Here is an 18,110-nt window from a genome sequence, read left to right as displayed (position 1 = left end):
GGCTTTGCCGCGGGGCTCGCTTCGGCTACGGTTGCCGCCATGATGGTTCGATCCGGCAATCCGGCGGTGCGGCTCGGGACGCTGATATCAGCGGCGCTGCTGCTCCTGCTCAGTGGCGGCGGCATCGGCTGGACGCAATCTGCACCGCCATCACTCGGTCTCCAGCAACAGGGGCCGCAGGCCGCGCCGCCGCCCTCGACGCCGGCCCCTTCCGTCCCGCCGGCGCGCGACGAAAATCCCGGGCTGATCAATGAAATGGGCAAGCTGTTCGACAAGTTGCCCTCGATCCTGCCGCCGATCAAAAGCCCGAGCGAGACCATGAACGACCTGTCGCGGCTGGCCACGCCCTCGACCATGGTGTCGGGACGCGCGGTCTGCCCGATCTCGTCGAACGGCGCGCCCGACTGCAAGCAGGCGGCCGACCAGCTCTGCCAGGGCAAGGGTTACAAGGAAGGCAAGAGCCTGAACGCCGACTCCGCGGAAAAATGCTCGGCCAAGGTCCTGATCCCCGGCAGGCAACGCAAACCGGACGACTGCCGCACCGATACGTTCGTGACCAGCGCGCTGTGCCAGAACTAGAGGACATCGCGCGAGCAACAAGGAGCGCCCATGAGCCGGACGGAGCAGGATTTCCTCGGGCAGCGTGAGATCGCCGACGACATCTATTACGGCGTCCAGACCATCCGCGGGAAGGAGAACTTCCACATCACCGGCATTCCGATGAGCCAGGAGCCTTACTTCGTGAAGGCGCTTGGCTACGTGAAGAAGGCTGCCGCCATGGCCAATCGCGATCTCGGTGCGATCGACCCCAAGGTCGCGGAAGCCATCATCCTCGGTTGCGACCGCGTCATCGCCGGCGACATGATGGATCAGTTCGTCACCGATTTCATCCAGGGCGGCGCCGGCACCTCCACCAACATGAACGCCAACGAGGTTATCGCCAACCTCGCACTGGAAGCGCTCGGCTTCAGCAAGGGCGACTACCAGCACGTCAGTCCCAACGACCACGTCAATTACGGCCAGTCGACCAACGACACCTATCCGACCGCCTTCCGGCTGGCGCTGATCCTGCGGCTCGAGAGCTACATGACGGCGCTGCGCCAGCTCCAGGAGGCCTTCTTCGCCAAGGGGCGCGAGTTCGAGCGCGTGCTGAAGATGGGCCGCACGCATCTCCAGGACGCGGTGCCGATGTCGCTCGGGGCCGAATTCCGCGGGTGGGGCACCACCATCGGCGAGGAGGTCGACCGCATCTCGGAAGCACGCGCGCTGTTGCGCGAGATCAATCTCGGCGCCACCGCGATCGGCACCTCCGTCACGGCCGCGGTCGGCTATCCCAAGCTCGCGGTCCGGCACCTCAGCGCACTGACCGGCGTCGACTTCGTGCTTGCCGGCGATCTCGTCGAGGCGACCTCCGATACCGGCGCGTATGTGCAGCTCTCCGGCGTCCTGAAGCGCACGGCGAGCAAGCTGACGAAAATCTGCAACGATATCCGCCTGCTCGCCTCGGGCCCGCGCGCCGGATTCAACGAGATAAACCTGCCGCAGCTGCAGCCGGGCTCCTCGATCATGCCCGGCAAGGTCAATCCTGTCATCCCGGAGGTCGTCAACCAGACCAGCTTCCTCGTCATCGGCCTCGACACCACGGTGACGCTCGCGGCTTCCGCCGGCCAGCTCCAGCTCAACGTGATGGAGCCGGTGATCTCGTTCGCGCTGTTCTTCTCGATCCGCACCATGGAGCGCGCGGTCAACAGCCTGCGCGAGAATTGCGTGGTCGGCATCACCGCCAACGAGGAGCACACCCGCAACATGGTGCTGAACTCGCTCGGTATCGTCACGGTGCTGAAGCCGCTGCTCGGCTACAAGCAATGCGCCGAGATCGCGCGCGAGGGCTACAAGACGGGCAAGCCGCTGCACCAGATCGTGGTGGTCGAGCGCAAGCTGCTGACACAGGAGAAGTGGGACGAGATGTTCTCGTTCGAGCGGCTGATCAATCCGGATCTGGTCGGGTAGGCGGTCGTCGCATCGACCACCGGCGTTCATGGGTGATCGATGCTTTCTCCGCGCGTCATCATTGCGAGGAGCCTTGCGACGAAGCAATCCAGATTGTCTCCATGGAAAGAGACTGGATTGCTTCGCTGCGCTCTCAATGACGGAGGAGGCAGATGGGCTAAGAATTCCGCTGCTTGGAATTGCAGCAGCCCATCCGCCACGGCGCCAAAACGCAATACTTGACAGTGGAAAGATTGCCTTGTTGGTATCATTCCAATCGTCGATTTTTGACTGTCAATAGAGGATCGTTTCGCAATGTCCATGCCTGCCTTGTTCAAAGGGCGCCTGTCGATCCCGGTGATCGGCTCGCCGCTCTTCATCATCTCGGTGCCCGATCTCGTGATCGCGCAGTGCAAGGCGGGTGTGGTCGGTTCGTTCCCGGCGCTGAACGCGCGGCCGCCGGAGCTGCTCGACGAATGGCTGGCGCGGATCACCGAAGAGCTCGCAGCGTACGACCGCGCCCATCCCGACAAGCCGTCGGCGCCGTTCGCAGTCAACCAGATCGTGCACAAGTCGAACAACCGGCTCGACCATGACATGCAGCTCTGCGCCAAGTACAAGGTGCCGATGATCATCTCCTCGCTCGGCGCGCGCGAGGAGCTGAACAAGGCCGTGCACGGCTGGGGCGGCATCGTCTTCCACGACGTGATCAACCAGAAGTTCGCGCACAAGGCGATCGAGAAGGGCGCCGACGGCCTGATCCTGGTCGCGGCCGGAGCCGGCGGCCATGCCGGCACCGTCTCGCCGCTGGCTTTCGTTGCCGAAACGCGAAAATGGTTCGACGGTCCGATCGCGCTGTCGGGAGCGATCGGCAACGGCAAGGCCATCCGCGCTGCACGCATTCTCGGCGCCGACTTCGCCTATATCGGCTCAGCGTTCATCGCGACCAGGGAGGCCAATGCGGTCGAGAAGTACAAGGAGATGATCGCCGGCTCGAGCGCCGACGACATCGTCTATTCCAACCTCTTCACCGGCGTGCACGGCAATTATCTGAAGCCCTCGATCCTCGCGGCCGGCATGGATCCCGACAATCTGCCGACCTCCGATCCCTCCAAGATGAATTTCGGCACCGACGCCTCCGGCGAGCGCGCCAAGCCGAAGGCCTGGAAGGAGATCTGGGGAAGCGGACAAGGCATCGGCAGCATCGACAAGGTCGTCCCCGCCGCCGAGTTGATCGCGCGCTTCAAGAAGGAATACGACGAAGCGGTCGATCCGCCGTTATAGTTCTCGTGTCCCGGACGCGATGCAATGCGTAGCATTGCTCCGCAGAGCCGGGACCCATCGTCGCAACGCTTGGATCCCGGATCAGCAGCGCACCGCTACGCGCTGCGCAGCGTCCGGGGAACGTCAACTGAGACTGATTGAAAACGATGTCCCCCATCTACCGCGTCGACGGCAACAGCGTCATCACCAGCCCGGATGCCGCCGGTCCCTGGGATAGGCGCATGCAGCACGGCTCGGCGCCGGCTTCGCTGGTGACGTGGGCGGCCGAACGCATTCCGACGCCTGTCCCGATGGACATCGCGCGTGTCACCATCGATCTGATGCGGCCGGTGCCGGTCGCGCCGCTGACGATCGCGACGGAGGTTCTGCGCGAGGGTCGCAAGATCCAGCTGTGCGGGATCAAGCTGCTCGCCGACAGCGTGCAGGTCGTCGGCGCCACCGTGCTGAAGGTCAGGCGCCAGGCGCTGAGCCTGCCCGATGACGTCGAGGAGCTGCCGGTCACGCTGCCGTTGCCGGAGGACTCGCTGGTCGAGGACGGTCACGCCGCGACCAGCCCGTTCGTGCGATCGGTCTCGATGCGCGCCGCGCGCGGCCGCTTCGGCCAGGCCGGCGCCGGCGCGATCTGGTTTCGTGTCGACCATCCGCTGATCGAAGGTGAAGCGGTCTCGCAGGCGATGCGCGCCGTGGTCGCCGCCGACTTCTCAAACGGTACCGCCTCGACGCTCGACTTCCGAGCCTGGACCTACATCAACGCCGATCTCACCGTGAACTTTTCGCGCCAACCCGTCGGTGAGTGGATCTTGCTCGACGGCGAGTCGTGGATCGGTCCCGACGGCGCCGGCCTTGCGATGTCTCGGCTGGCGGACCGGCAGGGCTATTTCGGCCGGGCGGTGCAGAGCCTGGTGATCGAGAAGCGGTGAGCGCCGCGAGGTCCGCGCGTCATTTTCGCTGTCATGCCCCGCGACCCGGCTACGCCAAGGCTTCGCCGGGTTGAGGTCCAGGGGCGCCGAAGCTTTAGCGAAGGCGGCAAGCGGGGCATCCAGTACGCCGCGGCCTATCGATTCAATCGCAACCGTCTCGGCGTACTGGATCGCCCGGTCAAGGCCGGGCGATGACACCTGTCGTGTGGTTGCTGTGTAGAATATACGCAGACGCGCGGTTTGCATGGACCGATTGAACGGCAAGCTTCCGCCGCCGCGGAAGGCATGCTTGCCATCCTACCAGTTCACAGACCGTAGAAGATCTTGATCCCCCACAGCACCACGATAATAGCCGTGATCAACGTAACCGCGGCGACTGCACTTTCCAGGGAAGCGACTCTCATGTCTTACTCCGCTTCCCAGCCCCGTCAGCGGTCTAGGTGATTCCCTGATTCGCCGGCAATTGCGCGTGCATTGCCGTCGCATACTCCGTTGCGCGCTGTGGTGCCGGGGCCACAACGACACCGTAAAATCCCGGGTATTTCCCCCACCATCCGGTCCCGCCCGGTCCAGAAGCCCGCACGCAGTACCTTTGTCACAAGCCTGGAACGACGCTGGCACAGGGATCGCGGGAGGGAACGGCAAAGCCCGCACAGGGAGGCATGCATGCCATCGGATCGACTACAACGCTTCCGCGATCGTCTCGCGCTGCCGCTGATCGCGGCGCCGATGTTTCTGGTGTCGGGCGTCGAGCTCATGGTCGCGTCTTGCCGCAACCGGGTGATCGGCAGCTTTCCTACCGCGAATTGCCGCGATACTGAACAACTCGACGCATGGCTCTCCGAGATCGGCACGCGGCTGCGGCAGCATGAAGATCAAACCGGGCGCAAGGTCGCGCCGCTCTGTCCGAACCTGATCGTGCACCGTTCCAATGCGCGGCTCGCAGAGGATCTGGCCGTGCTGCTCCGACATGGGCCGGAGATCGTCATCACCTCGGTCGGATCGCCCGCCCAGGTGTTGAGGCCGCTCCATGATGCCGGGGCGTTGGTGCTGGCGGATGTCGCCTCGATCCGCCACGCCGAGCGTGCGGCGGAAGCCGGCGCGGACGGGCTGGTGCTGCTCACGGCGGGCGCGGGCGGGCAGACCGGCTGGCTCAACCCCTTCGCCTTCGTCCGCGCGGTGCGCGCATTCTACGACGGCATCATCGTGCTGGCGGGCGGCATCAGCGATGGCCGCGCGCTGCAGGCCGCGGAGGTGCTGGGCTGCGATCTCGCCTATATGGGCACGAAGTTCATTGCGACGCGGGAGAGTATGGCGGACGACCGCTACAAGCGGATGCTGGTCGAGAGTAGCGCCGACGACATCGTGCTCACCACCGCGTTCACGGGCTTGCAGACCAGCATGCTGCGGCCGTCGATCGTCGCCGCCGGACTTGATCCGGACGATCTGCCGGCGCGCGGCGCGATCGACATCGTCAAGGACATCGACGTCGCCGCGCGCGAGAACCGGCCCAAGCGCTGGCGCGACATCTGGAGCGCCGGGCACTCCGCATCCGGGGTGACCGAGGTGCTCGCGGTCGACGATCTCGTCGCGCGGACGCGTGCGGAATATCGAGAGGCGGGTGGGCGGTAGATGTTCTCCAGCCCCGGTCACAGTTAATCGAGCGCGCCTCCGCGCGCCCGCACTTAACGGCAGATTAACCATCGCCCGCCAAGAATCCCCTTCACGGCCGCCAACCAGGACCGAGAGGGGGACAGGCGATGGACTTCGATTTTCTCAACAGCAAGTCAGCTGCGACGATGGACGAAATCCGAGTCCGCGTCGCCCATGCCCTGGCCCGCCACCCGCTGTGCCGCAACGTCCGTTTCGACATCGTCAGCGTCCCCCGCACCCGCCGCGGCGGCAATTGGACGGTGACGCTGCAATCGGTCGAGCCGCGTGCGGTCTGGGAGGCCTCGGAGATCGTAGCCGACATCCAGGATGCCTATGATCTGGCAGCCGCCGCCTGATTTCCTTGGGGCTTTGGGGGTGATGTCGCCGCAGTCCGCGCGATTGCCGCTGCAATGGCACGGTTAAGCCTTATTTATCGCCCAGTTTTTGGGGCAGTGATCACGTGGACTTGAAGTCGGACGCGGAGAGACGTTTGTCGAAAGCCATCACTATCGTCGCGCTGACCTGTTTCCTCGTCCTCGGCGCCGCCACCACCGCCATTCTCGGCCGCGACAGCGTGCCCAGCGTCAGCGCCGAGATGATTGACCAGACGCCCCCGGCCAAGCCGCTCGCAACCAACCGCGCCGCCAAGGCCGACCGTCTGGTTCCGACACTCGCGCTGGCCTCGGCGGCGATCGAGCCGGTCCAGGTGGCCGCCGACAAGCTTTCCCAGGCGCCCGTCCTGACCGAACCGCTGCGTCAGGCCTTCGCCGCCGCCACGCCCTCCGATTTCCCGATGCCGAAGGCAAGCGCGAACGAGGCGCCCGCCGCGACGGAGCTTCCTGCCGTTGAGGTTCCGGCCAAGCCGAAGGTGGTTGCCAAGCCGCAGCCGCATAAGGCCTATTCGCTGCTGTCCGACGGGCAGATCGCAGGCATCAGGGACCGCCTGAAACTGTCGTCGTCGCAGGAATATTACTGGCCCTCAGTGGAGACCGCGCTGCGCAACGTCGCCCGCAAGATCCAGGCGAACAAGCTGTCGAATCCGAATGCGCCGCCCAGCGCGCAGATCGATCCGAATTGCGACGAGGTGCAGCAGTTGAAGTCGGCCGCGATGCCGCTGTTGTTCCAGCTCCGTGACGACCAGAAGGAAGAAGTGCGCAAGCTCGCTCGCCTCATCGGGCTCGAGAAGGTCGCGCAGCAAATCTGATCTGCGTGGTTTCCTCTTTGAGGAGCCGCGACCATCAGGAACATCTGGCAATCCCCACGCGTTGCCCGCTCCAAAGAGGGAGTGGATGAATGCGCGCCTCGACCGCCTATTTTGTCGGTGCCGGAACCATCATCGCGGCCATCGCCATTGGTCTCGGCGGCGGTATCGTTGCCGGCAACATCATGAATCCGGTCGCGTCCAAGCAGGAGCCTGATACCGGCAAGGTGGCGCAGCGCACGGCAACTCCCACGCCGGCTCCCATGCCGGCGAGCACCAACGCTCCCTCCGAGCGCGTGAACTATCTCACCGGCTCGCAAGCTTTTGGCGCGATGATCGCCGCGCCCGCGCAGGCCGAAGCAAAGCTTGAAGCCGCAAAACCCGACACGCAAACCACGCCGGCGAATGCCGCACCGGCGCCGCAGCCTTTGCAAGCCGCAGCGGTCGAGCCGCCCAAGCCCGCCGCTGCGTCACAGGCCGCAAAGCCTGCCGAGCAGCAGGTCTCGACCGAGCCGTCGTCATCACCGAACAACGCCTATGCCAAGGCGAGGGATTCCGATGTGAAGCGTGCAGCGTCCGAACGGCGCCGAGCCGAGCGCCGCGAGCGCTGGGCCGAGCGCCGCTATTATCACGAGTCCCGCGAGCCACGCGGCATGCGCGATCGCACCGATTGGGATGACGTCGCGCGCAACATCCGAGAAGATTCCGAGGCGCGCGATTACGCGGGCCGTCCGCGCGGCGGCTTCCCGCAGATCAAGCTGTTCGGGCCTGACGACGATTAGCACCTGACGCGGGGATCGAGCGGAGCAGTCGCGCCGGCGACCGTCACGTCATGCCCGCGCGCCGCAAGCCTTCGAGATAATGCGCACGATCCTCTTCGCGCAGCATCGGCAGTTCGCGCGTGATCCAGGCAAGCGAGACCTCGGGCTGGGCGCGGCGCAGGCCTTCCAGGGCGGACGCCGCGAGCGCCGGATCGCCCAGCATACCGGCAGCGGCGGTCAGCACGCGGTGTGCGCCGACGAAATCTCCGCGCTGGCGCATCGATTCCCGTGCCATCTGGACGGCTCCCTCGTAGTCGCGGCCGACGAACCGGGCATAGGCCGCAACCCCGCAATAGATCGACGCGAGCGGGTCGCGCGGACTGAGCCGCAGCGCGCGACGGGCGGCGGCATCGCCGTCCTGCCATCGTCCGGCATAGCAAAGCGTCACGCCGTGGAAGGCATGCGCCATCGCGAAATTCGGGTTGAGCCTCAAGGCCAATTCGAATTCCGCCAGCGCGTCGTCGAAGCGGCGGCGGAACAGATAGGTGTAGGCGAGGCCGTGATGGGCCCAGGCATCCTCGCGATCGGCCTCCACCGCCGCGAGCGCCGCACGTTCGGCAAGCGGCAAGGTCGCGGCCATGTCGGCCCAGCCCATATGCGCGCCGAAGATATGGCTGGTCGCGAGCAGGCCCAGGGCCTTGCCATAGGCGGGATCGATCGCGACGGCCTGTTCCAGCAGCCCTTGCGCGGCGGCATTGTCCTCGCGGGTGATGCGCCAGTAATGCGACAGGGCGCGCATCACGAGGTCCCATGCATCCAGGCTGCCCGGCGGCTTCTGCTGGGCTCGGAAGCTTTCGGCGGCATAGAGCTGCGGCTCGATCGCGGCGACGATCGCCTCGGTGATCTCGTCCTGCACGGCGAAGATGTCGGCAAGCTCTCGGTCGTAGCGTTCGGCCCAGAGATGGCTCCCGGTCGAGACGTCGTTGAGCTGGGCCGAGATGCGCACCCGCTCGCCGCTGCGCCGCACGCTGCCTTCGACCACGTAGCGCACTCCGAGTTCCCGCGCGACCTCGTGAATGTGCACGGCGCGGCCCTTGTAGACGAAGGAGGAATTGCGCGCGACGACGAAGAACCATCGCAGCTTCGACAGCGCGGTGATGATGTCTTCGCTGATGCCGTCGGAGAAATAATCCTGCCCGGCCTCGCCGCTCATATTGGTGAAGGGCAGCACGGCGATCGCGGGCCGCTCGGGCAGCGCGAAGGTCGCCTGAGCCTGGGCGACACGGACCGGCTCCGGCGCGACCGCGCCAACTTGTGTCTGGACATCACCGACGAAGCGAAAACCCTTGCGGGTGATGGTGCGGATCAGCTCCTGGCTCGCGCCATTGTCGCCGATCGCCTTGCGCGCCGCATTGATTCGGCTGGTCAGGGTGGATTCGGAGACGCTGCGCCCGTGCCAGATCTTGTCGATCAACTCGTCTTTGCTGACCACCCGGTCGCGGTTCTGCATGAGGTGGACGACGAGGTCGAAAACCTGCGGCTCCACGGCAATGGGAACCTGTTCGCGGCTCAGCTCGCGCCGGTCGGTATCGAGAAGGTGATCCCGGAACAGAAACTGCACTTCGAAAACTCAGGCCTCATATGTGAAATCGGGCACGCAAAATGACAAAATGAAATTTGGATCGAAAATCATGTGTCTGTCGAAGGGAGCGCTTGGTTCATCGCGATTGCGTGATGGCAGCCATGTCCGTCTCGGAGGGGAATACAACCGCAGCTGGAATGTTGCGGTCGCAGGCCGCCGAGATTCCCACCACAATCAATCCGTCATCCAGAGGTGCGAGGCGTAGGCTGCACAGCAGCGTACGCGGAGCCTCGAAGGATGAACGGCCACGATGTAGCCGGGCCGTCCAACCTTCGAGGCCTCCGCTTCGCTCCGGCACCTCAGGATGACGGGCGATGGCGCGACGCTTGTCGGGCCGGACGAATGTGTGGCGAACAGTGAATGTCCATTGCCGAATTGCGCGGCCTGCGTAAGCTGCCGCCACACAAAACACCAACCACGAAGAAACGCCCATGCCAGCTTTCCCCGCCTCCACCACCGTGCTCGACTCCATGCTGTTTCGCGACGCCTTCGGTACGCCTGAGATGCGCGAGGTGTTCTCCGACGTCGCGACGGTCGCGCGCTATGCCGAGGTCGAGGTGGCGCTGGCGAAGGCGGAAGCGAAGTGCGGTGTGATCCCGCAAGAGGCGGCCGCGGCGATCGCGGCGCGGACCGACGTCGCCGCGCTCGATTTCGATCTGCTCAGGCAGGAGACCGATGTCGTCGGTTATCCGATCCTCCCTTTGGTGCATCAGATGGTGAAGCAATGCGGCGAGGCCGGCCGCTACGTGCACTGGGGCGCCACCACGCAGGACATCATGGACACCGCCGTGGTGCTGCAACTGCGCGCCGCCCTCGAATTCGTCGAACGCGACATCGCCGAGCTGCGCAAGATCCTCGCCGAGCTGTCGAAGCGCCATCGCGACACGGCAATGGCGGGCCGAACCCATCTCCAGCAGGCCCTGCCGGTGACCTTCGGCTACAAGACCGCGATCTGGCTCGCGATGTTCGACCGCCACGCCGAGCGGCTGGCGCAGCTCAAGCCGCGCGTGCTGGTCGGCCAGTTCGCCGGCGCTGCCGGCACGCTGGCCTCGCTCGGCGACAAAGGCTTCGAGGTGCAGGAGGCGCTCTGCGCCGAGCTGAAGCTCGGCGTTCCCGCCTCGACCTGGCATGTCGCGCGCGACGGCTTTGCCGAGGCCGTGAACTTCCTTGCGCTGGTCACCGGCTCACTCGGCAAGATCGCGCTCGACATCATGATCATGGCCTCGACCGAATTCGCCGAGCTTTACGAGCCTTTCGTCAAGGGGCGCGGCGCCTCCTCGACCATGCCGCAGAAGCGCAATCCGATCTCTTCGGAGCTGATGCTTGCCGCGTCCAAGGCGGTGCGACAGCACGCCGGCCTGATGCTCGACGCCATGGTGCAGGACTTCGAGCGTGCCACGGGGCCGTGGCACGCCGAATGGATGGCGATCCCCGAAAGCTTCGTGCTGACCGCTGGCGCGCTGCACCAGGCGAAGTTTGCGCTCGCAGGTCTGATCGTGGACGAAGCAAAGATGAATGACAACCTCGCCATCAGCCGCGGCCTGATCGTGGCCGAAGCGGTCATGATGGGACTTGCGCCGCAGATCGGCCGGCAGGAGGCGCATGACGTGGTCTATGATGCCTGCCGTCGGGCCAACGAGAAGGAGATGAGCCTTGCTGATGCGCTGGCCGCAGATTCACGGATATCGAGCCGCATCGACCGTGCCACAATCGAGGCACTCACCTCACCGAAAAATTACCTCGGGCTCGCGCCCGCCATGGTCGACCGGGTGCTGAAATCGGCAACGCGTTGAAAACCAAAATGCGTGAAACTGCGTATCTTTCGTGCGTTGCAAGACGCTCGCACACTTGTGTCTTGCGATGCTAGACTTAGATTGAGCGAGAGACTTTCGGCAGAGGGCCCGGCATGACTGACCAACGCAATATCTCCACTCCCATCGATCCCGCGAAGCTCGACCGGCTGGCCGAGGTGGCGGTGAAGGTGGGCCTGGGCTTGCGGCCGGGACAGGATCTGCTTCTGACGGCGCCCGCGATCGCGCTGCCGCTGGTGCGGCGGATCGCCGTGCATGCCTACAAGGCCGGCGCGGGCCTCGTGACGCCGATCCTGTCGGACGAGGAGATGACGCTGGCGCGCTATCGCCATGGCCACGACGCCAGTTTCGATCGTGCCGCCGGCTGGCTCTACGAGGGCATGGCGAAGGCGTTCTCGGACAACACCGCACGGCTCGCCATCGTCGGCGACAACCCGATGCTGCTGTCGGGCGAGGATCCCTCCAAGGTGGCGCGCGCGAGCAAGGCGAATTCGATGGCCTATCAGCCCGCGCTGGAGAAGATCGTCAATTTCGATACCAACTGGAACATCATCGCCTATCCGAGCCCGTCCTGGGCGAAGCTGGTGTTCCCGGATGATCCCGAGGACGTCGCGGTCGGCAAGCTCGCGGATGCGATTTTCGCCGCGTCCCGCGTCGATCGCGAGGACGCGATGGGCAATTGGGCGAGCCACAATGCGGTGCTGCGCGAGCGCACCAACTGGCTCAACGGCCAGCGCTTCCGCGCGCTGCAATATTCGGGTCCCGGCACCGACCTCACCATCGGACTTGCCGACGGCCACGAATGGGAAGGCGGCGCCTCGCTCTCCAAGAACGGCATCAGCTGTAACGCCAATATCCCGACCGAAGAGGTCTTCACAACGCCGCATTGCCGCCGGGTCTACGGCCATGTCGTGAGCTCGAAGCCGCTGTCCTATCAAGGCACGCTGATCGACAACATCGCCGTGCGCTTCGAGGACGGCAAGATCGTCGACGCAAAAGCCTCGCGCGGCGCCGAGGTGCTGAACAAGGTGCTCGACACCGACGAGGGCGCCCGGCGCCTCGGCGAAGTGGCGCTGGTGCCGCATTCTTCGCCGATCTCCCAGAGCGGACTGTTGTTCTACAACACGTTGTTCGACGAGAACGCAGCGTCTCACATCGCGCTCGGCCAGTGCTATTCGAAATGCTTCGTCAACGGCGCCCAGCTCACGCCGCAGCAGATCGCGGCGCAAGGCGGCAACCAGAGCCTGATCCATATCGACTGGATGATCGGCTCGGCCGAGACCGATATCGACGGCATTTTGGCGGACGGCAGCAAGGTGCCGGTGTTCCGCAAGGGCGAGTGGGCGAAGTAGCCTGCGGTAACTCTCTTCGGTAGCGGACGAGCCGCGCCGCCGCGGCCGGTGCATCGGCCGCAACGGCGTTGCCGGACTTCGTCCCAGTGCCGTTGCGCGCTTTGTCGCACCCGGGAAGGACCGGGTCATGTTCGCGGATTTGCAAGGGAATTGCGACGTTAACCGTTTGCACCTGTCGCTTCCGGTAGATTTTCGAAATCGATGTAAGAAAGAATTAGAAACGGGCGACTAGCGTCCGAGCATCTTTCGAGACACTCCCGGCCGAGATTCGGCCGCAAATATCATTTCCCGAGGAAGCAGATGTCATTGATTGAAGTCGGCAATTTCAATGTGGACCTCGAGCTGCGGCCGATCGAGCCGTCCTGGATCATCGAGGGCAATCCGGTATCAAGCTCCCGCGTCCTGTCGACCAGCGCCGACGGCACCGCCCAGACCATCATCTGGCACTGCACCGAAGGACGCTTCAACTGGTACTACGACATCGACGAGACGATCATGATCATGGAAGGATCGATCGTGCTCGAAAGCGACGGCATGCCGCCCAAGCGCTACGGGCCCGGCGATGTCATCTTCTTCCGCGACGGCGCGCATGCCAAATGGCACGTCGAAGGGCACGTCAAGAAGATCGCGTTCTGCCGCAAGACCAATCCGGTGATGATCGGCTTCCTGATCCGCGTCGTCAACAAGCTGAAGAAGATGTTCGTCTCCACCGGCGAGCGCCGTCCGGCCTCGCTGATGGGTGCCGGCTAAAGCGGACATAGCGCTTCAAGGACGCTTCCCAGCGGCCACGACGAAGAGCGGGCGGGATCAACATCCCGGCCCCTCTTCTCGTTTCGATATCATGGCCAGCTCATGGCCTGCGCCGTCGTGCTTTGACCTCCACCATTAACCGCCAATCCCGTGCTGCTGCGGACTTGGCCTCGCCGAGCCAATGGAAGGAGTCCTGGCTGATCCCGGTGAAGCTCCAGCGCGTCAGCTCGCCGGCTTCGGTGGTGCCTTCCTGCACGATGTCCTTGCCGCGCGGACGGCCGATCTGCTGGCGGAACACGCAGCGCGCGGGATCGAACCAGGAGATCCGCCACGCGGAAATGGCGGGGTCATAGACGCGCAGCGTCGTGCCGTACCAGTTTCCGGCGATCGGGAAGGCGGCCCCGTCTGCAGCGCGGGGGATGATCCAGACGTCCTGCACGGCGCGCCCTTCCAGAACCCAGCCAAAATGGATCTCGCCGGGCGCCACGTGTTTCGTTCCGCCTGGCCCATGGGCCGTGATCTCGGCATCCCAGTCGCCGACGAAGCGGCCGTAAAGCTGAAGCGCCGCTGCGTGCTCGGGATTCGGTCCGTCCGCCTGCAACAATCTCGCAAAGTCGGTCATGTCGATCTCCTGTCGCGAGGAGATCAGCACCAAAGGTCGACAGTCGGCTTGGAGAAAATTGCGCCTCAGACCCCGTCGAGGATGATCACGGTCGGCTTCGGCGGCAGCGCATCGCGCGACATCCGGAACGAGCGCTCTATGCGCCGGTCGATCTCGAACTGCTGGCCGATCCGGCGCATGAAGTCGTCGAGCGGGGTGGCGAAGCGGTGCATCGGCAGCACCACCGAGGCGCGCAGCCGCTTGGTGATTTCGGAGATGCCGTCCAATGACATGGTGTAGGTGCCGTCGATCGGCACCATCACGATGTCGAGCCGTCCGATCTGGGCGAAATGGCTGTCGTCCAGCTTGTGGTGGAGGTGGCCGAGATGGCCGATGCAGAGGCCGGCGGCCTCGAAGATGAAGATGGAATTGCCGTCGCGGATCATGTCGCTGCCGGCATCGTCGGCGAAATAGCGGCGGATGTCGGTCGTGACATTGCGGATGAAGGTGTCGCTGATGCGCTGCGACACGATCGCCGGCTTGCCGTCATCGCTCCACCCATGCAGCACATGGGGAATGCGCTTGTCGGGATACAAGGAATAGTGCGTGCTGTGCGCCCGGTTCATGGTGACGACGTCGGGCAATCGTCCCACCTGGTATGCGCCGCTATAGTCGGTCGCGATGCGCAGGCCGGCGGGCGTGTCGATGAAATAAGTGGAATGGCCGGCATAGGTGATCTCGACCTCGCTCGCTGCTGCGGCCCGCTGGAACGCGACCGGCAGCGCGCGGGGAGCCGCGTTCGCCATCGCGAGGCATTCGCTGCGTTGAAGCGGCTGCTGGGCCAGCGCAGGAGCCATCAACCATCCGAGGAAGGCAATAGCCGTCAGCACCAATCGAGACATGAAGCACCGTCCGCCACTCATCACCGACATTTCGAGTGTAGCGACGAATGGTCCTGGCGTCATGTGCCGCCGGCCAATCGCGCCAATCCGCCGCTCGCCTCGATCAGTTTCACGGCCCTGTTGTCGAAGGAGACGAAGGTCTCGGCTCCAAGCCAGTTGCCTTCGTGGGCGATGACGCCATCAGCGAAATCACCTCCGGCGTCGAGGAACGCCAATCCGGCTTCGGCCGCGGGCCGGTCTACGACCGTATTGGAAGCACCGATCAAGTGCCGGATCGAAGCCGCGATGTCGGCAGCCGACGTCTCGTAGCCGCGAGAGAGAACCCAGGTCAGTTCACATAATGCGGGGATCGAAATGGCGATGAGGTCGGCCTTCTCGAGAAGGGCTTCGGCCACTTTGCTCTGTTCAGCATGATCGCGGACCAAAATTCGCACCAGGACATTGGTGTCGGGTGTTATCTTCACCGCTTGCCGGCCCAGCCCTCGGCGATGACCTCGTTCATTTCCTCGATCGACAGCGATCGATTGTTGGTCTTTCCTTTCAGGAAACCGAAGGCATCCGAGATCTTCCCGGCGGGTCGCGCGGCTTTCACCTCGACCCGTCCTCCGGGGAGTTTCTCGATCGAGATCTTGTCGCCCGGATGCACGCCAAGGTGCTCCAGGAGGTCCTTGCGGAGCGTAACCTGCCCCTTCGCGGTGACGGTCAGCGTGCTCATCCGCGTCTCCTTGTTAGGTCAGTTAGTAAGGCAATTTAGCCTTACTTTCAAGGGGAGCCATTTCCGCCTCACTCTCGTCTCGGGCTGAACTTCCAAGTGATCGCGACGAGGCCCGCGGTAATCAGGCCGCTGATGAGGCCGGCGAAGGGCAGGGCGAGCAGCAGGGCCGCGCTCGCCGCCCAGCCGATCGAGGAGAAGGCCTCGGCGAAGGTCGCCAGCCGCGACGAGGTCTGGCGGCGGCGGAATTGGCTGCGCCGGGCCTGCACCCGGAACCAGAGCTGGATCGCCGTCGCCGAGGCCGCGGCGATGACGATCGCGCCGGCGCTGATGGCCGCCTGGAACGGCGAGGCGAAGGCCAGCGCCGCGACCAGAGGGCTGAAGATCACGGCGATTGCGATCAGCACCACCTCGATCTTGGCGCGGATGACGCTGGATGACATCAGCGGCGCTGTGGCGACGAGGTCAGGGGCGTCCTCGCCCGAGATCGTCAGCCAGGCCAGCCCGCCGGCCAGCTGTCCGGCCGCCATCACGATGACAGGCGTGATCAGCGTCAGCGCCGCGGAGCTGTCGGCAAAGTTGCGCCAGAGCAGCAAGGCCGGCGGCACCAGATAAAGCAGCTGCATCAGAGTCTGCGAGATCAGCCAGGGATCGCGCCAGAGCAGCATGAACTCCTTCCGTCGCAGCGCCTGCTGGCGCGAACCGCCGCGGAACGGGCGCTTTCTGGTGCGGACGCGGCCGGATGCGCCATGCGCCGCCGCATCGATCGCGGTGTCGGCGAAGCGGTGCGAGAAGATCGCCATCACGCCGCCGAGCAGCACGAGAGCCAGCGCGAGAAGCAGCAGCAGGGCCTCATGGTCGCCCATCGTTGCCCGCGCCGGCCACCACCAGATGCTGTCGATTTCGGGCGCGTAGGCGGCAAGGCTCCCCGAGGTCAGAATGGTGAAGCGCGACAGCGTGCCGTAGGACATGATGGCCGCGACCTGGACCGCGATCACAAAGCCCGCGCCGATGATCGCGGCGAGAATCTGGGCGATCAGGCGCGTTCGCGCCGGGCCGATCAGGCGGAACAAGAGAATGGTGACGGCGATCGCGATCGCCGCGGCCGACAGGCCCATCGCAACGACGACGCCGAAGGCGGCAAGCCAGCGCGCGCCGCCGCCGATCACCAGCACGTCGATGAACGGTGTCGAGAACAGCAGCGCGAGCACGGTGACGGTCAGCGCGATGGCGGCGATGCGGACCGAGAACAGATTGGCGAGCCGCGCCGGCGAGGACATGATCAGGCCGAGATCGGCGCGGGCGTAGAACACCCGCGTCACCGATTCGATTGCCTGCGACAGCATCAAGGTCCAGGCGAAAAAGATCGTCGCCGAAATCACGATCAGCGAGGACTTGTCGAGCGGCAGCTGCAGGTCGGCGAAACGGCCGATCACCGCCCAGGCCGGCAGGTGCAGCAGCGCGGCGAAGCAGAGCAGGCCGATGAGGGTAGCGCGCGCCCGCTTGCGCCGCCCGCCGGTCATCATGGCGAACCATTCGCGCCAGGCGAGCCGCAGCTCGTGGCGGGCAAACCACGACAGCGCCGTCGCCGAGTTCATGCTGCGGCCTGAAGCGTCACCAGCGCGATGAAGAGATCCTCCAGGCTGGTGTCGGCATGACCGTTCTGCTGACGCAGCTCGGTGAGCGTACCTTCGGCGACCAGGCGCCCGGACGCGATCACGCCGATGCGGTCGGCCATGCGCTCGGCGACCTCGAGAATATGCGTGGTCATGATGACGGTGCAGCCGGTGCGGACGCGTTCGCTGAGCAGGCCCTTCACGTGGCGTGCGGAGACGGCATCGAGCCCCGTCAGCGGCTCATCGAGAATGATGAGGCGGGGATCGTGCACCAGTGCCCCTGCGAGAGCGACCTTCTGGCGCATGCCCTTGGAAAAGCCCTCGCAGCGCTCGTGCCTGTGCGCCTCGAGCCCGAGCGAGAAGAGCAGCTCTTGCGCCGCCGGTTCCGAGGCCGATGGGGCGATGCCCCAGAGCCCGGCGACGAACTCGAGATATTCGAGCGGGGTCAGCTTGTCGTAGATCATGGGCTCGTCGGAGACCCAAGCCATTACCTGCTTGGCGGCAACCGGGTTTTGCAGCGCATCGATGCCGAAGATCGAGACCGCGCCGGCATCGGGGCGCAGCAGGCCCGCAACCATGCGCAACGTCGTGGTCTTGCCGGCGCCGTTGGGGCCGACCAGCGCATAGAATTCGCCGGCATGAATGGTAAGATCGAGGCTGTCGACCGCCGGACGGTCAAAACGCTTCGTTAACCCTCGGACTTCCAGCGCCGAGTTGTCCGGCTTCATGATGGCCACACCATCCGGTTCTGCATGCCCCGAGACCATGCCCCGAAGATATTTCGGCACGGTGAATCGTTTTGACGCAAATTCCTCATCCGGGATCGACCAAAGGCAAGTCACCGTTTGTTGACAGCGCGCGGGCGTTCAGGCTGAATTGGCGCCGGGACAAATGGCGCTAACGCAGCGAAACGACT

Annotated in this window: 18 protein-coding genes; 11 read left to right on the top strand and 7 right to left on the bottom strand. The window is 64.8% G+C overall.

All coding sequences use genetic code 11. The annotated features are described in order from the left end of the window. Positions 1–39 precede the first annotated feature (39 nt). From EHH60_RS10530 to EHH60_RS10495, 8 genes are all read left to right on the top strand, one after another. Entirely contained in the window at positions 40–579 is a 540-nt protein-coding gene (locus EHH60_RS10530; protein ID WP_124159390.1) for a hypothetical protein, read from the top strand. Between the two features lie 30 nt (positions 580–609). After that, positions 610–2,010 carry an aspartate ammonia-lyase gene (locus tag EHH60_RS10525; RefSeq protein ID WP_124159389.1) on the top strand — a complete coding sequence of 467 codons (1,401 nt, stop codon included), beginning with the start codon at positions 610–612 and terminating at the stop codon, positions 2,008–2,010. 294 nt (positions 2,011–2,304) lie between these two features. Further along, positions 2,305–3,273, top strand: coding sequence for an NAD(P)H-dependent flavin oxidoreductase (locus EHH60_RS10520; RefSeq protein ID WP_124159388.1), 969 nt, complete (start codon positions 2,305–2,307; stop codon positions 3,271–3,273). Between the two features lie 146 nt (positions 3,274–3,419). Beyond that, the gene (locus EHH60_RS10515) at positions 3,420–4,193 is read left to right on the top strand and encodes a thioesterase family protein (protein WP_124159387.1); all 774 of its coding nucleotides are present in this window, start codon (positions 3,420–3,422) and stop codon (positions 4,191–4,193) included. Between the two features lie 666 nt (positions 4,194–4,859). After that, positions 4,860–5,825, top strand: a complete 966-nt coding sequence (locus EHH60_RS10510; RefSeq protein WP_124159386.1) for an NAD(P)H-dependent flavin oxidoreductase — start codon at positions 4,860–4,862, stop codon at positions 5,823–5,825. Between the two features lie 128 nt (positions 5,826–5,953). Beyond that, a complete protein-coding gene (locus EHH60_RS10505; RefSeq protein ID WP_124159385.1) occupies positions 5,954–6,202 on the top strand; it encodes a hypothetical protein in 249 nt (82 codons plus the stop codon). 134 nt (positions 6,203–6,336) lie between these two features. Further along, a complete protein-coding gene (locus tag EHH60_RS10500) occupies positions 6,337–7,050 on the top strand; it encodes a hypothetical protein (RefSeq protein WP_199751395.1) in 714 nt (237 codons plus the stop codon). 89 nt (positions 7,051–7,139) lie between these two features. Continuing rightward, a complete protein-coding gene (locus EHH60_RS10495) occupies positions 7,140–7,829 on the top strand; it encodes a hypothetical protein (protein WP_124159384.1) in 690 nt (229 codons plus the stop codon). 43 nt (positions 7,830–7,872) lie between these two features. On the opposite strand, the gene EHH60_RS10490 is transcribed toward EHH60_RS10495, so the two are convergent. Continuing rightward, complete coding sequence (locus EHH60_RS10490) at positions 7,873–9,429, bottom strand: winged helix-turn-helix domain-containing tetratricopeptide repeat protein (protein WP_124159383.1); 1,557 nt, start codon at positions 9,427–9,429, stop codon at positions 7,873–7,875. Positions 9,430–9,881: 452 nt separating this feature from the next. Between EHH60_RS10490 and pcaB the strand changes: the two genes are divergently transcribed. From pcaB to EHH60_RS10475, 3 genes are all read left to right on the top strand, one after another. Beyond that, a complete protein-coding gene (gene pcaB / locus EHH60_RS10485; protein ID WP_124159382.1) occupies positions 9,882–11,243 on the top strand; it encodes a 3-carboxy-cis,cis-muconate cycloisomerase in 1,362 nt (453 codons plus the stop codon). 113 nt (positions 11,244–11,356) lie between these two features. Next, positions 11,357–12,613 (top strand): aminopeptidase, encoded by a 1,257-nt coding sequence (locus EHH60_RS10480; RefSeq protein ID WP_124159381.1) that lies wholly within the window; start codon positions 11,357–11,359, stop codon positions 12,611–12,613. Positions 12,614–12,913: 300 nt separating this feature from the next. Beyond that, the gene (locus tag EHH60_RS10475) at positions 12,914–13,363 is read left to right on the top strand and encodes a cupin domain-containing protein (RefSeq protein WP_124159380.1); all 450 of its coding nucleotides are present in this window, start codon (positions 12,914–12,916) and stop codon (positions 13,361–13,363) included. A gap of 100 nt (positions 13,364–13,463) precedes the next feature. Here EHH60_RS10475 and EHH60_RS10470 read toward each other — a convergent pair whose 3' ends face one another. The 6 genes from EHH60_RS10470 to EHH60_RS10445 all read right to left on the bottom strand — a co-directional run bounded on the left by EHH60_RS10470 (position 13,464) and on the right by EHH60_RS10445 (position 17,922). Further along, positions 13,464–13,985 carry a hypothetical protein gene (locus tag EHH60_RS10470; protein ID WP_199751394.1) on the bottom strand — a complete coding sequence of 174 codons (522 nt, stop codon included), beginning with the start codon at positions 13,983–13,985 and terminating at the stop codon, positions 13,464–13,466. A 65-nt stretch (positions 13,986–14,050) separates the two neighbouring features. After that, positions 14,051–14,866 (bottom strand): MBL fold metallo-hydrolase, encoded by an 816-nt coding sequence (locus EHH60_RS10465; protein ID WP_124159378.1) that lies wholly within the window; start codon positions 14,864–14,866, stop codon positions 14,051–14,053. Positions 14,867–14,925: 59 nt separating this feature from the next. Then, positions 14,926–15,330 (bottom strand): type II toxin-antitoxin system VapC family toxin, encoded by a 405-nt coding sequence (locus EHH60_RS10460; RefSeq protein WP_124159377.1) that lies wholly within the window; start codon positions 15,328–15,330, stop codon positions 14,926–14,928. Continuing rightward, positions 15,327–15,581, bottom strand: coding sequence for an AbrB/MazE/SpoVT family DNA-binding domain-containing protein (locus EHH60_RS10455; protein ID WP_124159376.1), 255 nt, complete (start codon positions 15,579–15,581; stop codon positions 15,327–15,329). The genes EHH60_RS10460 and EHH60_RS10455 overlap by 4 nt, the downstream gene beginning before the upstream one ends. A gap of 68 nt (positions 15,582–15,649) precedes the next feature. Continuing rightward, entirely contained in the window at positions 15,650–17,176 is a 1,527-nt protein-coding gene (locus EHH60_RS10450) for a permease (protein ID WP_124159375.1), read from the bottom strand. Continuing rightward, positions 17,173–17,922 (bottom strand): ABC transporter ATP-binding protein, encoded by a 750-nt coding sequence (locus EHH60_RS10445; protein ID WP_199751393.1) that lies wholly within the window; start codon positions 17,920–17,922, stop codon positions 17,173–17,175. The genes EHH60_RS10450 and EHH60_RS10445 overlap by 4 nt, the downstream gene beginning before the upstream one ends. Positions 17,923–18,110: the final 188 nt, after the last annotated feature.

Origin of the sequence: Bradyrhizobium sp. RP6, from assembly GCF_003837805.1 — a bacterium.
Classification (GTDB): Bacteria; Pseudomonadota; Alphaproteobacteria; order Rhizobiales; family Xanthobacteraceae; genus Bradyrhizobium.
Note: the sequence above shows the minus strand (reverse complement) of the source record. Positions and strands in the feature narration are given on the sequence as shown.

What these genes read in the sequence shown, in the direction of transcription:
- EHH60_RS10450 (WP_124159375.1), bottom strand. Translation starts at nt 17,176, where the DNA reads ATGAACTCGGCGACGGCGCTGTCGTGGTTTGCCCGCCACGAGCTGCGG.
- EHH60_RS10480 (WP_124159381.1), top strand. Translation starts at nt 11,357, where the DNA reads ATGACTGACCAACGCAATATCTCCACTCCCATCGATCCCGCGAAGCTC.
- EHH60_RS10510 (WP_124159386.1), top strand. Translation starts at nt 4,860, where the DNA reads ATGCCATCGGATCGACTACAACGCTTCCGCGATCGTCTCGCGCTGCCG.
- EHH60_RS10495 (WP_124159384.1), top strand. Translation starts at nt 7,140, where the DNA reads ATGCGCGCCTCGACCGCCTATTTTGTCGGTGCCGGAACCATCATCGCG.
- EHH60_RS10515 (WP_124159387.1), top strand. Translation starts at nt 3,420, where the DNA reads ATGTCCCCCATCTACCGCGTCGACGGCAACAGCGTCATCACCAGCCCG.
- EHH60_RS10520 (WP_124159388.1), top strand. Translation starts at nt 2,305, where the DNA reads ATGTCCATGCCTGCCTTGTTCAAAGGGCGCCTGTCGATCCCGGTGATC.
- EHH60_RS10530 (WP_124159390.1), top strand. Translation starts at nt 40, where the DNA reads ATGATGGTTCGATCCGGCAATCCGGCGGTGCGGCTCGGGACGCTGATA.
- EHH60_RS10455 (WP_124159376.1), bottom strand. Translation starts at nt 15,581, where the DNA reads ATGAGCACGCTGACCGTCACCGCGAAGGGGCAGGTTACGCTCCGCAAG.
- EHH60_RS10475 (WP_124159380.1), top strand. Translation starts at nt 12,914, where the DNA reads ATGTCATTGATTGAAGTCGGCAATTTCAATGTGGACCTCGAGCTGCGG.
- EHH60_RS10505 (WP_124159385.1), top strand. Translation starts at nt 5,954, where the DNA reads ATGGACTTCGATTTTCTCAACAGCAAGTCAGCTGCGACGATGGACGAA.
- EHH60_RS10525 (WP_124159389.1), top strand. Translation starts at nt 610, where the DNA reads ATGAGCCGGACGGAGCAGGATTTCCTCGGGCAGCGTGAGATCGCCGAC.
- pcaB (WP_124159382.1), top strand. Translation starts at nt 9,882, where the DNA reads ATGCCAGCTTTCCCCGCCTCCACCACCGTGCTCGACTCCATGCTGTTT.
- EHH60_RS10445 (WP_199751393.1), bottom strand. Translation starts at nt 17,922, where the DNA reads ATGAAGCCGGACAACTCGGCGCTGGAAGTCCGAGGGTTAACGAAGCGT.
- EHH60_RS10465 (WP_124159378.1), bottom strand. Translation starts at nt 14,866, where the DNA reads ATGTCTCGATTGGTGCTGACGGCTATTGCCTTCCTCGGATGGTTGATG.
- EHH60_RS10470 (WP_199751394.1), bottom strand. Translation starts at nt 13,985, where the DNA reads ATGACCGACTTTGCGAGATTGTTGCAGGCGGACGGACCGAATCCCGAG.